The organism is Herbaspirillum sp. WGmk3, from assembly GCF_023952535.1.
GTDB lineage: Bacteria > Pseudomonadota > Gammaproteobacteria > Burkholderiales > Burkholderiaceae_D > Herbaspirillum > Herbaspirillum huttiense.
Genome location: NZ_JAKYWT010000002.1, coordinates 31,727 through 45,227, shown reverse-complemented (window position 1 = coordinate 45,227; position 13,501 = coordinate 31,727). Strand labels below are relative to the sequence as shown.

Below are 13,501 nucleotides of genomic sequence, written 5' to 3'. Positions count from 1 at the left end.
TTGTGGCACTTTTGATGATGCCACGAAAACGCTATCGTGCCAGCTCTCCCTCGCCATGAAAGCCACCATGACCGATCTCGTCCGCAGCAACGATTACCAGCAACCCATCGGCCCTGCCCTGCCGGACTGGCAGCCGCGTGCGCGTCCCGATGGCCGCACCCTGCAAGGCCGCAGCTGCCGGCTGGAGCGGCTGGATGCCGACCGCCACGCCGCGCAACTGCACGCCGCCTTCGCCACCGCCCCGGATGGACGCGACTGGACCTACATGATGAGCGGCCCCTTCCCCGATGCCGCCAGCTACCGCCGACAAGCCGGTCAGATGCAGGCCACGCAGGATCCGCTGCACCATGCCGTGATCGACCTGCGCACGGGGAACGCCATCGGCACCCTAGCCCTCATGCGCATCGAACCGGCGCACGGCGTGATCGAGGTCGGGCACATCGCACTCTCGCCGCTGCTCAAGCGCAGCCGCATGGCCACCGAAGCGCACTACCTGCTGATGCGCCACGTCTTCGAGGATCTCGGCTATCGCCGCTACGAATGGAAGTGCGACAGCCTCAATGCGCCCTCGCGCGCTGCCGCGCAGCGCCTGGGTTTCCGCTTCGAGGGCATCTTCCGCCAGGCCATCGTCTATCGTGGCCGCAGCCGGGATACGGCGTGGTTTTCCATCATCGACAGCGAATGGCCGGCACTACGCGCAGCCTTTGAACAATGGCTGGACGACGGCAATTTCGATGCAGCGGGCCAGCAGCGCCAGTCACTTTCTGTCCTGACGCGCGCCGCGCTCACGCAGGCGAACGCGGTGTCTTGAGCTGCTTGAGTTCCCACAGCGCCTCCAGCACATGGCGCGTCGCCGGTTCCAGCTGGCTGGCGCGATGGGCGATGCCGAGGGGCCGCCACAGCGCAGGGCGCAATGGGCGCATGACGATGCGCGGATCCAGCGGCACCGGCCGCCCTTGCGCGCTGGCCTCATGCGGCAGCAGCGTGGCACCGTAACCGGCGGCCACCAGACTCTTGATGGCATCGTTGAAATTGAGCTGGATGCGCGCCTCCGGTTGTTCACCGGCCCCCGCGAACCATTCGCTGGTCAGGCGCGAGAGCCGCGTCTCGGGCGCATTGAGGATCAGCGGCTGCGCGGCCAGCCAGCCCGGCGTGACCAGCCGCGGCGCGCGCCAGGCCGCCGGCAGGAAGGCCATCACCGGATCACGCCGCCACGGCCGGACCGTCAGGCCGCTCACGGGAGACTGCGGCAAGGCCACCAGGCCGATGTCCAGCAGCCCTTCATTCAACTGCGACAGTGTCTCCTGCGAGGTCAGGATGTGGATCTGCACGTCGATGTCGGGATGGCGCTGCCCCAGCCGTTCAAGGACCTGCGGCAGCAGCGTGGCAATGGCTCCGGTGGAGGCACCCAGCCTGACGCGCCCGGCCAGCCCCAGCACTTGCCGGCCGACTTCTTCCAGTGCCTGGTCGGCCGCCGCCAGCAATTGCCGTGCGCGGGCGATCAGGGTGGCACCGATGCCGGAAGGCCGCACCTGGCTGCGCTGGCGCAACAGCAGCGGCGCACCGATGCGCTCTTCCAGTTCGCTGATGTGCAGGCTCACCGTGGGCGGAGCCAGGTGCAGTTCGCGCGCGGCGGCGGCAAAGGAACCCAGGTCGGCAATGGCCACCAGGGTACGCAGACGGTCCAGGCTCAATTCACGCATTGCATGACTCCCATGGAAAAGACCACGTTCAGGAAAACTGAACGATCTCTTTGTGATATTCAACTTTTACAATTATACGATCCGGTTCACCATGCAGGTCTTCGGCAAGCGCCAGCCGTCCTGATTCGGCGCACATCCCTGTCTTCCCTGCATTGGAGCAACCCGTGAGCACACTTCCCCTGATCTTCATCGATGGCGACCAAGGCACCACCGGCCTGCAGATCCATGAGCGTCTGCGCGACCGCAAGGACCTGCGCATCCTGACCCTGCCGGCCGCCGAGCGCAAGGATGCAGCCCGCCGCGCCGAGGCCATCAACAGCGCCGACATCGCCCTGCTGTGCCTGCCGGATGCCGCTGCCCGCGAAGCCATCACGCTGATCGAGAATCCCAAGGTGCGCGTGATCGATGCCAGCTCGGCCCATCGCACCAGCCCCGGCTGGGTCTATGGCTTCCCCGAACTGTCGGCAGAACAGCCGCAGGCGATTGCCCATGCACAGCGCGTGACCAATCCGGGCTGCTACCCGACCGGTGCCATTGCCCTGCTGCGTCCGCTGGTCCACGCCGGCCTGGTGCCCGCCGATTATCCGCTGGCCATCCATGCGGTCTCCGGCTATTCCGGTGGCGGCCGCGCCCAGGTCGAGCAATACGAAGGGGCGGAGGCCGCGCAAGCCGCGCCCTTCGTGCTATACGGACTGGGACTGGCGCACAAGCATCCGCCGGAGATGCAGTTGCACGCCGGCTTGTCGCAGCGCCCGGTATTCGTGCCCAGCTATGGCGCCTTCCGCCAGGGCATCGTGCTGTCCATCGCCTTGCAGGCCCGCCTGCTGCCGCCGAACGCCACGCTGGAGAGCCTGCGGGCCGCCCTGCAGGCGCATTACGCCGGTGCGCGCCACGTCACCGTGCTGGATGCGGAACAAAGCGCGGCCACGGCCCAGCTTGATCCAACCCGCCACAACAACAGCAACGACATGACGCTGGGGGTCTTCGGCAATGCCGCCGAAGGACACCTCCTGCTGTGCGCCGTGTTCGACAACCTGGGCAAGGGCGCCTCCGGTGCCGCCGTGCAGAACCTGGACCTCATGCTGGGTGCCCACTGACTCGTGTATCAGGGCCAAGCTCATCAGCACGCATCCATTGACCGGCGGGCGACACCCACGAGGCCGCGCCCGCCGTCAAGCGCCTGACTCGTAAATTGCGGTAAAGGACTGAAATAGCGCAAGGCAGGAAAGCGCAGGCTGTGGCATGATGGCACCTCGATTTGCCACCCAACCTGCAGGTGCCGGCCCTCCCCCCTCAGCAGTGACCGCCGCCCGCTTCGAAGCAAGATGTCCACCACCTTAGGCGCTATCGCGTGCAAGTATTTTGACGCGACCATCAAACTGACTCCCGTATTGCGTACCGATGGCAAGTGGACGGCGTTCGTCCATATCGACTTTCCGGACCGCACCACGCATGAATTCGGCGATTTCAAGCCGGGCAATTCCAAGATGGAAGCCCTGCAGAATGCCGTCACGGCGGCCGAGCAATACGTCCGCGAGCGCAAGAAAAAGTAAGTTTTTTCTTCCCTCCTCTGCCGCATGAAAAAACGGCCTGCATCGCTGCAGGCCGCGCTTTCGGCTGTTGCGGGCTGTACGCTCAATTCATCTTCACGCCCGCCGCCTCGCTTTCCTTATAGATTGCATCGATGAGATCCTGCCCCACGCGCGAGGCCATGCTCTTGTGCACCGGCAGCAGTGCGCGCCGCCATTCGGCTTTCTCGTCCTCGCTCAGGGTATAGATCTTGGTCTTGCCACTGGCCTTGATGGCAACCAGGGCATCGTCATTTTCCTTCTGGGCGATGGTATTGGCATACACCGTCGCCTCCTTCATGGCCCCGTCCAGCTGGCTGCGCACGTCCGCCGGCAGGGCTTCCCAGAATTTCTTGTTCACGATCACCGCATAGCCGATGTAGCCGTGGTCCGACACCGTCAGGTTGGACTGCACCTCGTGCATCTTCTGCGTATAGACATTGGACGGGGTGTTCTCGCTGCCATCCACCACGCCGGTCTGCATGGCCTGATACACCTCGGAAAACGCCAGCACCTGCGGATTGGCCTTGAGGGCGCGGAACTGTTCATCGAGTACCTTGGAGGACTGGATGCGCATCTTCAGTGCCCGGAAGTCCGCCACCTTGTGCAGCGGCCGGTTGGCCGTCATCACCTTCATGCCGTTATCCCAGTAGGCCAGGCCCTTGATGCCCTTGCTCTCCAGCTTCTGGAACAGCCCCTGCCCGATCGGCCCTTCGGTCACCCGTTTCAGCACGGTCTTGTTGGGGAAGATGTAGGGCAGATCGAAGACCTCGAACTCCTTGGCGCCCAGCGGGCCGAACTTGGCCAGCGAAGGAGCGAGCATCTGCACCGAGCCCAGTTGCAGGGCTTCCAGTTCTTCCTTGTCCTTGTAGAGCGTGCTGTTGGGATAGACCTCGACCTTGACGCGGCCATGGGTCGCCTTCTCGGCCAGCTCCTTGAAGCGTTCCGCGCCCTTGCCCTTGGGCGTGTCATTGGCCACCACGTGGCTGAACTTGATGACGATGGTCTGCTGGGCCAGCGCTGCCGTGGCCGACAGGCTCAGCGCGGCGAAGGCGCAGGCGGTCAGTGCCGCCCGCTTTGTGATGATGGTCATGGATGTCTCCTCCGGGGGTTAAGCCAAAAGCCGATGACCTCGGCTTCTGGCGTTAGAACACGATCAGGTCACGCAGGCCCTCCCCGCTGTGCAGGCGGTCGAAGCCGCGATTGATGTCGGCCAGTGCCAGGCGCTCGCCCATGAGCTTGTCCACCGGCAGCTTGCCGGCCTGGTACAGGCCGATATAGCGCGGGATGTCGCGCACCGGCACGCAGGAGCCGATGTAGCTGCCCTTGACGGTCCGTTCCTCCGCCACCAGGCTGACCTGCTGCAATGGCCAGTTCTGATTGGGTGCCGGCAGGCCGGCGGTGACCGTCATGCCACCGCGCCGGGTCATGCGATAGGCGGCCTCCATGGCCTGGACCGACCCGGCCATCTCGAAGGCGTAATCAACACCGCCCTTGGTCAGCGCCTTGACCTTCTCCACCGCATCCGGATCACGGGCATTGACGGTGGCCGTGGCGCCCAGGGCGCGCGCCACTTCCAGCTTGGTGTCATGCAGATCGACGGCAATCACTTCGCGGGCACCGGAGGCCAGCGCGCCCAGCATGGTGCACAGGCCCACGCCGCCCAATCCCAGCACGGCCGCCGTGGTCCCGGCCTTGACCTCGGCCGTATTGACCGCCGCACCCACGCCGGTCAGCACGGCGCAGCCGAACAGGGCCGCCTGTACCGGATCGATGTCCGCCTCGATCTTCACGCAAGAGCGGCGCGACACCACCGCATGATCGGCAAAGGCCGATACGCCCAGGTGATGGTGCACATGCTGCGCGCGGTCATGCAGCCGGCGCTGGCCGGAGAGCAATTCCCCTACCGCGTTGGTTGCCGCACCCGGCTCGCACAGCGCAGGACGTCCTTCCATGCACGGCAGGCAGTGACCGCAGCTCGGCACGAAGACCAGCACCACCAGGTCACCCACACGCAGGTCGCTCACGCCGCTCCCGACCTCGACCACTTCGGCCGATGCCTCGTGCCCCAGCGCCATGGGCACCGGACGCGGACGCACACCGGTGATGACCGACAGGTCTGAGTGGCACAGGCCCGCTGCCTTCATCTTGACCAGCACTTCACCGGGGCCCGGCGGATCGAGATCGAGTTCCTCGATCTTCAGCGGCTGGCTCACCGCAAATGGGTAAGCCTCGGTCATTTCACGCAATACGGCGGCCTGGATTTTCATGGTGTCGTCTCCCTGCTTGTTGGAAAACGCCTAGATTACACGAGCGCCGCCCGGCGCAACGCAGGTCAATCCCGGCTCAGTCCACCAGACGGCCAGCCTGATGCAGAAATTTCTCTGCCTGCAGGATCACCGGCTTGTCGATCATTTTTCCCTTGAGCGAAATCGCACCGCCATCGCTGGCACGCACGGCCGCCATCACTTCCTCGGCCCACGCCAGCTCCTGCTCGCCGGGCATGAAGCCACGCCGCACGCCCTCCACCTGCTTAGGATGGATGCACAGCTTCGCGCCAAAGCCCATGCGCCTGGCCCGCTGCACCATGCGTGCGAGGAAGGCATCGTCATTGAAGTCCGTGGTCACGCCATCGATGGGCGGCGCGATACCTGCCAGGCGCGATGCCATCACCATCTCCATGCGGAAGTGCATCAGCTCTTCTTCCTCCGGGCCGCATTGCATGCCCAGATCGACCTGCGCATCGATGGACCCGAAGGCCAGCCGCTGCACCCCCGGCACGGCGGCAATCTCGCGCATCGCGGCCAGGCCGGCGGCACTTTCGATCAGCGCAATCAGACCACGCCCAGGCCCCTGCCGACGCGCGATGGCAGACAGGGTCTTGGCCTCCTCTGCCTTCGGCAGAACAATGCCCGCCATCGATAGTGCAGAAAACGTCAACAGGTCATCACCGTGCCAGACGGTGTCGGCCGCGTTGATGCGCACCCACAGGCGCGGCTGCGGACCATTGCCGCGCAGCCAGCGGGCCAATGTGGCGCGCGCTTCCTCCTTCTGCGGCAGGGCGACTGCATCTTCCAGATCAACGATGACGGCATCGGCCCCGCTCTCCAGCGCCTTGACGTAGCGCTCGGGACGATTGGCCGGCACGAACAGGTAGCTGCTGGCCGTGGTGATGTGCGGTGCCATTACACGGCCCCCCGTTCGCGCAGCGCAGTGATGGCTGCTGCGTCATAGCCCAGTCTGGCGAGGATGGCCTCGGTGTGCTGACCCAAGGCAGGAATGGCTTCCATGCGGTAATCGAAACTGTCATTGGCACCCGGCGGCAGCAGCGCCGCCACCTTGCCGGCCGGCGTATCCACTTCGGTCCAGCGTTCGCGCGCGGCCAGTTGCGGGTGCTGCCACAGTTCCTGCATGGTATTCACGCGCGCATTGGCGATCTGCGCCTGGTCCAGGCGCGCCACCACCTGCTCCGCACTCATGTCGGCGAACATGCCCAGGATCCGCTGGCGCAGCACTTCGCGATGTTCATGGCGGCGCGCATTGCTGGAAAAGCGTTCATCGGTGGCCAGCGCCGCGTCCTGCAAGACCACCTCGCAGAAGACTTTCCATTCGCGTTCGTTCTGCAAGCCCAGCATGACTGTCTTGCCATCACCGGCCTTGAATGGTCCATAGGGGTAGATGGTGGCGTGCTCCGCGCCCGAACGGCCCGGCGCGCTGGCCCCCTGGTAGGCGTAATACAGCGGAAAGCTCATCCACTCCGTCAATGCCTCCAGCATCGACAGATCGATATGGCTGCCGCGTCCATCACGTCCGCGCTTGATGAGGGCGGCCAGAATGTTGGAATACGCGTACATGCCGGCGGCGATATCGGCAATCGAGCATCCGGCCTTGACCACTTCATCCGGCGTCCCGGTGACCGACAGAAAACCGGCTTCACTCTGGATCAGCAGGTCATAGGCTTTCTTGTCGCGATAAGGGCCATCCTCGCCATAGCCGGAAATGTCACACACGATCAGGCCCGGATGCTTCGCATGCAGCGCCTTGGCCGACAGGCCGAGCCCGGCGGCGGCACCCGGTGCGAGGTTCTGCACCAGCACATCGGCCTCGCCCAGAAGCTGGTCGATGATGCGCTTGCCCTCTTCATCCTTGAGGTTGAGGGTCAGACTCTCCTTGGAACGATTGGTCCAGACGAAGTGCGAGGACAAGCCGTTGACGCGCGTATCGTAGCCGCGCGCAAAATCCCCGACACCGGGCCGCTCGATCTTGATGACACGGGCCCCCAGGTCTGCCAGCTGGCGCGTACAGAACGGCGCGGCGATGGCGTGTTCCAGACTGATGACGGTGATACCCTCCAGCGGGCGATTGGCGTGCGACATGGAGACTCCCTTGGGCGGCCTGATTCAGAAGGAACGGGGCAGACCGAGAATGTGCTCGGCCACGTAGGAAAAAATCAGGTTGGTCGAAATCGGCGCCACCTGATACAGCCGTGTCTCGCGGAACTTGCGCTCGACGTCGTATTCGCAGGCAAAGCCAAACCCACCATGCGTCTGCAGGCAGACATTGGCCGCCTCCCACGAGGCCTTGGCCGCCAGATACTTGGCCATGTTGGCCTGGGCACCGCAGTTCTGATGGGCATCAAAGAGCGCACAGGCCTGGTAGCGCATCAGGTTGGCGGCCTCGATCTCGATGTAGGCATCGGCAATCGGGAACTGCACGCCCTGGTTCATGCCGATGGGGCGATCGAAGACCACGCGTTCTTTGGCATAAGCGCTCGCCTTGTCGATGAACCAGTAGCCGTCGCCGATGCACTCGGCGGCGATCAGGGTGCGCTCGGCGTTGAGGCCGTCGAGGATGTACCTGAAGCCGCGCCCCTCCTCGCCGATCAGGTTCTCGGCGGGGATTTCCAGGTTGTCGAAGAAAAGTTCATTGGTCTCATGATTGACCATATTCAGAATGGGCCGCACCTCCAGCCCCTTGCCGATGGCTTCCCTCAGATCGACCAGGAAGATCGACATGCCCTCGGACTTTTTCTTCACCTGATCCAAAGGCGTGGTCCTGGCGAGCAGGATCATCAGGTCGGAATGCTGTACCCGCGAGATCCAGACCTTCTGGCCATTGACCACGTAACGATCGCCCTTCTTCACCGCCACCGTCTTGATGCGCGTGGTGTCGGTACCGGTCGTGGGCTCGGTCACGCCCATCGATTGCAGGCGCAGTTCACCACTGGCTATCTTGGGCAAGTACTGCTGCTTCTGCCGTTCCGAGCCGTGGCGCAGCAGCGTACCCATGTTGTACATCTGGCCGTGACAGGCCCCGGAATTCCCGCCAGTACGATTGATCTCTTCCATGATGACCGAGGCTTCGGTCAGCCCCAGTCCCGAGCCGCCGTATTCCTGCGGAATCAGGGCCGCCATCCAGCCGGCTTTGGTGAGCGCATCGACGAATTGCTCGGGATAGCCGCGCGCTTCGTCGACCTTGCGCCAGTACTCCGGCGGGAAGGTCTGGCACAGGTCACGCACGGCGTCGCGCAGGTCGGTGTAGGCATCAGGGACGGCTTGATACGACATGAGGGGGCTCCGGCTCTATATTATTTAAATGATTTATTTCGTTTCAGTACAGCAGGGCTTCAGCCTGCATCGCCAGTTCGCCACGTTCATTCTGCGCCCACAGTGCCACGCTCTTGCCATCGGCGGCAGGTTTGCCGCACAGCGTGAAGGACTCGATATCGAACAGGGTGCCCACCGAGCGGAAGTTGAACTCGCGCATCACCGCCTGCGGCATTTCACGCGCCACCAGGTCGGCCAGCAAAGTGGCGATCAGGGGACCGTGGACGATGAGGCCGGGATAGCCCTCCACCTCAGTGACATAGCTACGGTCGTAATGGATGCGATGACCGTTGAAGGTCAGCGCCGAATAGCGGAACAGCAGCACCGGATCCGGTTCCAACCGGCGCGACCAGCGCGCATCGGTGGGCGCGCTCTTCGGCACCACCACCGGGGCGCCCGGCTGGGGCAGATCGCGATAGACGATGTCATGCTCTTCGCTCAGGCACAGCTGACCCTGATGACGGATGGTGTGCTGCACGCTCACGAAAGCGAGCGCGCCGGTGCGGCCCTGCTTCACGTCCACGCTGGCGATGCGCGAGACCTTCTCGGCCCCTGCGCCGATGGGCAACGCAGCCGCAAACCGCAGCCTTCCCCCGGCCCACATGCGGCGTGGCAGCGGCACCGGCGGCAAGAAACCACCGCGCTGCGGATGGCCATCCGCGCCCACTTCGGACTGGCGGCACACGCTCCAGAAATAGATCCAGTGCCACAGCGGCGGCAGCGCGTCGCCGACCTGCGGCTGGCGCGGACCGTCCAGCGTGGCCGCCAGCGCTGCCGCGAAGGCCGGGCTGATCTGGTCGTGGCGCGTTTCGGTCTTGTCCAGCCACTGCCGCAGCAGGGCGAGATCGAGGTCGGGGTGCGACATGGCTCCTCGCATCGTGGTTGTTGGTTGGGCACGAGTCTGCGGTGTCCACCCGCCGGGAACAATCTGTATTTTTGGAAGGGGGGCTTACGCAGAACTGAAGTCACGCGCAGCACAGGGATGCGGCATCGCGTCACAACTCGTCCGTATTTCACGCCATGCAGCGACGCGATTCGGCGTACCATGGGCAGCCACCGAGAGCACGCGCGCACCGATGGCGGAAGCGTGCCGCAATACAGGATGGCCAGGCTTGCCGCAGTGCAGGCGGCATCCTCACCGAATCTTTCCGGGAGACATCATGCTTTTCGATCTGACCGACCTGCGCCTCTTCATCCTCATCGCCGAACTCAACAGCCTCACCCGCAGCGCCGAGCGCATGAATCTCTCGCTGGCCGCCACCAGCAATCGCATCAAGGAACTGGAAACGCGCTTCGGCACCCGCCTGCTCTATCGCGAGAGCAAGGGCGTGCAGCTCACGCCGGCCGGGCATACCCTGCTGCATCACGCACAGCTCTTCATGCAGCAGGTAGAACACCTCAAGAGCGACATGCAGCAGTACAACAACGGCATCAAGGGCTATATCCGCATTTTCGCCAACACCACGGCGGTGACCGAATTCATGCCCGAAATCCTGGGCAAGTTCCTGGCCAGACATCCGCAGGTCAACGTCTCACTGGAAGAGCGCCTGAACCACGACATCCTGCGCGGCATCCAGGAAGGCACGGCCGATATCGGCATCGTGGCCGGTCCGGTGCAGGGGGAGGGACTGCAGGTACTCAACTTCTCGACGGACAGGCTGGTGCTGGCCACTGCGCTGGAACACCCGCTGGCGGGCGCCGGCAGCGTTCCCTTCCAGGACACGCTGGAGTACGAACACATCGGCCTGCACGAAGGCAGCACCCTGCACCACTTCCTCAACAAGATCGTTTCCGAACAGGGGCAGCGTCTCAAGCTGCGCATTCAGGTGCGCAGCTTCGAAGCCATGTGCCGCATGATCGAAACCAATGTCGGCATCGGCATCGTGCCGCGTTCAGCGGCGCAGCGGCATCAGCAGACCATGCAGTTGGCGGTGGTGGAGTTGAACGATCCGTGGAGCGTGCGCGAGCGCAGCTTGGTGTTCCAGAACATGGATACGCTGTCGCCGCATGCACGCAATCTGGTGGATTTCATCCGCGAGCAGATGGCGCAGGAGAGCGACGAAGACAAGCTCGCCGCACACGCCAGAAAGACCGCCTGAGCGGCGGAGATGGCCGGCCCTCAGCCGGCGATCATCATCCAGACCGACAGCAACAGCAATGCGGCGCAGAAGAGGATGCGCAGGCGCCGCTCCGGCAGATGGTGTGCCAGCGCCACGCCCCAGGAGATGCTGAGCACGCCGCCCAGCGCCATCGGAATCCCCACTGACCAGTCCACGTGCCCCGCCTGGGCGTAGGTCCACAGCGCCACCAGCGTACCGGGCGTGACCATGGCCAGCCCCAGTCCTTGCGCGGCGGTCTGCGTCACACCGAACAAGGCCGTCAGCAAGGGCACGGCGACGATGGCGCCGCCCACGCTGAAGAAACCGGCCGAGGCGCCGGCAGCCATCCCCACCAGCGGAATGTAGCGACGCGAGAGGATCACGGACGATTCCACGCTGCGCTTGTTGCGCATCAGTGTCCACAGGTAGTACAGCGCCAGCAAGCCCATGAAGGCGGCGAAGCAGACATGCAGGCTGCGCGCCGCCATGGCCGTGGCGATGCGGGCCGAGACATAGGTGGTGAAGACAGCCGGCACGCACATCATGGCGGCGGTACTCCATTGGATGTGATTGCGCTGCTTGTAGCGCCAGAAGGCGATGACGACGTTGGGCACGATCATCACGAGTGCCGTGCCTTGGGCCAGTTGCTGGTCCATGCCGTAGAGGTAGCCCAGCACGGGGATGGCGATGAGACCGCCGCCGATCCCGAAGAGACCGCCCATGGCGCCCAGCAGGCCGCCGAGCAGGAAGTTGACTACGCCGGAGAAAAACAAGGAAGCCGTCATCGGTGTACAGTGATGCCTCTGCTGGCCGGCTGCAAGGTGCAGTGGCCGCATCGAAGGATAAAAAAGGAGACTGACATGAGCGGCGTCATCGTGTTTGCGCTGGAGATGGGCGTGGTCGCCCTCATTGCGCTGGCCATCTACATGGTGATGAAGAAATAGCGCCGCCGATCAGGCCCGACAGTGTAGCGCAGGCGGACCGGGCTGTCCCGGCGGCTGTGCTTTCCTGCCATCCCCCTCAAGCAAAGGAAGACAGAATGGATCTCGGCATCAAAGGTAAAACCGCCCTCGTCTGCGCATCGAGCAAGGGCCTCGGCCGCGCGTGCGCACTCTCGCTGGCGCGCGAAGGCGTGCACGTCACCCTGCTGGCACGCGGTGCGGAGGCACTGGAAGCAACGGCCCAGGCCATCCGCACGGAGACCGCCGCCACCGGTGCCATCATCACCACGGTTGCGTGCGACATCACCACCCCGGAAGGACGCGCCCTGGCGCTGGCCGCCTGCCCTGCCCCGGACATTCTGGTGACCAATGCCGGCGGACCCAAGCCGGGCGATTTTCGTGAGTGGACGCGGGATGACTGGATCGCGGCGGTCGACGCCAACATGCTGACGCCCATTGATCTCATCAAGGCGACGGTGGATGGGATGATCGCGCGCGGCTTCGGGCGCATCGTCAACATCACGTCGAGTGCGGTGCGGGCACCGATCGATATCCTGGGGCTCTCCAATGGCGCGCGCTCGGGGCTGACGGGTTTTGTGGCGGGGCTGGCGCGCAAGACGGTGGCGCACAACGTGACCATCAACAATCTCCTGCCGGGGCCGTTCGAGACGGATCGCTTGCGTTCCACTGCGACGGGGGCGGCCAAGGAGAGTGGGCGCACGGTGGACGAGGTTCTGGCGGACCGGCGCAAGCTCAATCCGGCGGGACGCTTTGGCGATCCGGCCGAGTTCGGGGATGCCTGCGCTTATCTGTGCAGTGCGCAGGCGGGGTTCATCACGGGGCAGAATCTGCTGATGGATGGGGGGGCTTATCCGGGGACGTTCTGAGCGGGATGCAGGGTGGTCTGGTGGGCGGATGCCTTGCATGCCGGAAAGGGTGGATGCAAAGCAAGTGATGTGATGTATAATGCGGCCCTCGTGCGACGGGCGACATGCCCGGCTGCCACGCAAGGAGGTTTGGGTGAGTGGTTTAAACCAGCAGTCTTGAAAACTGCCGACGGGGTGACCCGTCCGTGAGTTCGAATCTCACAGCCTCCGCCAGAACATCATATAGAGCGGGCCTTTACGGCCCGTTTTTCATTTAATCCCACATAAAAACCCACATAAAGAAATCGCCATGCTGTCGTCGAAAGCATGAAGGCTTCTTTTTTGATCTCAGCTACTCGTAAACTTATTTTCTAATTTGCCAAAACAACATTTCCAGCGAGTGGTCTCTGCGCTGTTCCTTTGAGCATGGGCTGGTGGTAAGCATCAGTTCTGGCAAACTCTGGCAGGGCTGGAAAAGCGCGAGATGCCATTGAGCGAGCATCTTCTTGAAGAACTGCTCTTCGAGCGCTTATAGATGATGAACGCGTTGGTTGCCTTTGAAGAAAACGATGAATTGCGGCCTGAAGAAGCAGCTAAATCAGTCTCGGCACATAACGATGTACTTGCTTGGATGCCGATAGGTCGTGCCGACTGGCATATCTACTCCCCACGAATGATATTGCAAGAGCTTCAAGATGGAGCATTCGCGCTCGAACTC

14 protein-coding genes and 1 tRNA gene are annotated in these 13,501 nt (G+C 63.7%); 7 read left to right on the top strand and 8 right to left on the bottom strand.

The genetic code is table 11. The annotated features are described in order from the left end of the window. Positions 1-55 precede the first annotated feature (55 nt). Entirely contained in the window at positions 56-811 is a 756-nt protein-coding gene (locus MKD49_RS06250; RefSeq protein WP_371925444.1) for a GNAT family N-acetyltransferase, read from the top strand. On the opposite strand, the gene MKD49_RS06245 is transcribed toward MKD49_RS06250, so the two are convergent. Then, on the bottom strand, positions 786-1,703 hold the full coding sequence (locus MKD49_RS06245; RefSeq protein WP_209581469.1) for a LysR family transcriptional regulator: 918 nt from the start codon (positions 1,701-1,703) through the stop codon (positions 786-788). The two genes, MKD49_RS06250 and MKD49_RS06245, sit on opposite strands and share 26 nt — an antisense overlap. 164 nt (positions 1,704-1,867) lie before the next feature. Between MKD49_RS06245 and argC the strand changes: the two genes are divergently transcribed. Together argC and MKD49_RS06235 are read left to right on the top strand one after the other, a co-directional pair. Further along, entirely contained in the window at positions 1,868-2,800 is a 933-nt protein-coding gene (gene argC, locus MKD49_RS06240; RefSeq protein ID WP_204726579.1) for an N-acetyl-gamma-glutamyl-phosphate reductase, read from the top strand. A 228-nt stretch (positions 2,801-3,028) separates the two neighbouring features. Beyond that, a complete protein-coding gene (locus MKD49_RS06235) occupies positions 3,029-3,256 on the top strand; it encodes a hypothetical protein (protein WP_039785514.1) in 228 nt (75 codons plus the stop codon). An 82-nt stretch (positions 3,257-3,338) separates the two neighbouring features. Here the strand turns inward: MKD49_RS06235 and MKD49_RS06230 are convergent, their stop codons facing one another. The 6 genes from MKD49_RS06230 to MKD49_RS06205 form a co-directional block, all read right to left on the bottom strand. Continuing rightward, a complete protein-coding gene (locus MKD49_RS06230) occupies positions 3,339-4,364 on the bottom strand; it encodes a TRAP transporter substrate-binding protein (protein ID WP_252695805.1) in 1,026 nt (341 codons plus the stop codon). Between the two features lie 52 nt (positions 4,365-4,416). Continuing rightward, positions 4,417-5,541 (bottom strand): zinc-dependent alcohol dehydrogenase family protein, encoded by a 1,125-nt coding sequence (locus MKD49_RS06225; protein WP_252695804.1) that lies wholly within the window; start codon positions 5,539-5,541, stop codon positions 4,417-4,419. A 76-nt stretch (positions 5,542-5,617) separates the two neighbouring features. Continuing rightward, positions 5,618-6,457, bottom strand: coding sequence for a CoA ester lyase (locus tag MKD49_RS06220; RefSeq protein WP_252695803.1), 840 nt, complete (start codon positions 6,455-6,457; stop codon positions 5,618-5,620). Then, entirely contained in the window at positions 6,457-7,647 is a 1,191-nt protein-coding gene (locus MKD49_RS06215) for a CaiB/BaiF CoA-transferase family protein (RefSeq protein WP_252695802.1), read from the bottom strand. Before MKD49_RS06215 ends, MKD49_RS06220 begins: the two co-directional genes overlap by 1 nt. A 24-nt stretch (positions 7,648-7,671) precedes the next feature. Continuing rightward, the gene (locus MKD49_RS06210) at positions 7,672-8,838 is read right to left on the bottom strand and encodes an acyl-CoA dehydrogenase family protein (RefSeq protein ID WP_121041726.1); all 1,167 of its coding nucleotides are present in this window, start codon (positions 8,836-8,838) and stop codon (positions 7,672-7,674) included. A 43-nt stretch (positions 8,839-8,881) separates the two neighbouring features. Next, complete coding sequence (locus MKD49_RS06205) at positions 8,882-9,742, bottom strand: MaoC family dehydratase N-terminal domain-containing protein (protein WP_252695801.1); 861 nt, start codon at positions 9,740-9,742, stop codon at positions 8,882-8,884. Between the two features lie 295 nt (positions 9,743-10,037). Here MKD49_RS06205 and MKD49_RS06200 point away from each other — a divergent pair, with 295 nt between their 5' ends. Continuing rightward, positions 10,038-10,976, top strand: a complete 939-nt coding sequence (locus MKD49_RS06200; RefSeq protein WP_252695800.1) for a LysR family transcriptional regulator — start codon at positions 10,038-10,040, stop codon at positions 10,974-10,976. 20 nt (positions 10,977-10,996) lie between these two features. On the opposite strand, the gene MKD49_RS06195 is transcribed toward MKD49_RS06200, so the two are convergent. Then, entirely contained in the window at positions 10,997-11,761 is a 765-nt protein-coding gene (locus MKD49_RS06195; RefSeq protein ID WP_121041732.1) for a sulfite exporter TauE/SafE family protein, read from the bottom strand. A 12-nt stretch (positions 11,762-11,773) separates the two neighbouring features. Here MKD49_RS06195 and MKD49_RS06190 point away from each other — a divergent pair, with 12 nt between their 5' ends. The 3 genes from MKD49_RS06190 to MKD49_RS06180 all read left to right on the top strand — a co-directional run bounded on the left by MKD49_RS06190 (position 11,774) and on the right by MKD49_RS06180 (position 13,017). Further along, positions 11,774-11,920, top strand: coding sequence for a hypothetical protein (locus MKD49_RS06190; RefSeq protein ID WP_157845819.1), 147 nt, complete (start codon positions 11,774-11,776; stop codon positions 11,918-11,920). A 95-nt stretch (positions 11,921-12,015) separates the two neighbouring features. Next, positions 12,016-12,804, top strand: a complete 789-nt coding sequence (locus MKD49_RS06185; protein ID WP_252695799.1) for an SDR family oxidoreductase — start codon at positions 12,016-12,018, stop codon at positions 12,802-12,804. Positions 12,805-12,927: 123 nt separating this feature from the next. Beyond that, a tRNA-Ser gene (locus tag MKD49_RS06180) sits at positions 12,928-13,017 on the top strand. Positions 13,018-13,501 lie beyond the last annotated feature (484 nt).

Excerpts from the sequence above, each read along its gene's own strand:
- MKD49_RS06250 (WP_371925444.1), top strand. The coding sequence starts at position 56 with ATGAAAGCCACCATGACCGATCTCGTCCGCAGCAACGATTACCAGCAA.
- MKD49_RS06245 (WP_209581469.1), bottom strand. The coding sequence starts at position 1,703 with ATGCGTGAATTGAGCCTGGACCGTCTGCGTACCCTGGTGGCCATTGCC.
- MKD49_RS06235 (WP_039785514.1), top strand. The coding sequence starts at position 3,029 with ATGTCCACCACCTTAGGCGCTATCGCGTGCAAGTATTTTGACGCGACC.
- MKD49_RS06230 (WP_252695805.1), bottom strand. The coding sequence starts at position 4,364 with ATGACCATCATCACAAAGCGGGCGGCACTGACCGCCTGCGCCTTCGCC.
- MKD49_RS06225 (WP_252695804.1), bottom strand. The coding sequence starts at position 5,541 with ATGAAAATCCAGGCCGCCGTATTGCGTGAAATGACCGAGGCTTACCCA.
- MKD49_RS06220 (WP_252695803.1), bottom strand. The coding sequence starts at position 6,457 with ATGGCACCGCACATCACCACGGCCAGCAGCTACCTGTTCGTGCCGGCC.
- MKD49_RS06215 (WP_252695802.1), bottom strand. The coding sequence starts at position 7,647 with ATGTCGCACGCCAATCGCCCGCTGGAGGGTATCACCGTCATCAGTCTG.
- MKD49_RS06210 (WP_121041726.1), bottom strand. The coding sequence starts at position 8,838 with ATGTCGTATCAAGCCGTCCCTGATGCCTACACCGACCTGCGCGACGCC.
- MKD49_RS06205 (WP_252695801.1), bottom strand. The coding sequence starts at position 9,742 with ATGTCGCACCCCGACCTCGATCTCGCCCTGCTGCGGCAGTGGCTGGAC.
- MKD49_RS06200 (WP_252695800.1), top strand. The coding sequence starts at position 10,038 with ATGCTTTTCGATCTGACCGACCTGCGCCTCTTCATCCTCATCGCCGAA.
- MKD49_RS06195 (WP_121041732.1), bottom strand. The coding sequence starts at position 11,761 with ATGACGGCTTCCTTGTTTTTCTCCGGCGTAGTCAACTTCCTGCTCGGC.
- MKD49_RS06190 (WP_157845819.1), top strand. The coding sequence starts at position 11,774 with ATGCCTCTGCTGGCCGGCTGCAAGGTGCAGTGGCCGCATCGAAGGATA.
- MKD49_RS06185 (WP_252695799.1), top strand. The coding sequence starts at position 12,016 with ATGGATCTCGGCATCAAAGGTAAAACCGCCCTCGTCTGCGCATCGAGC.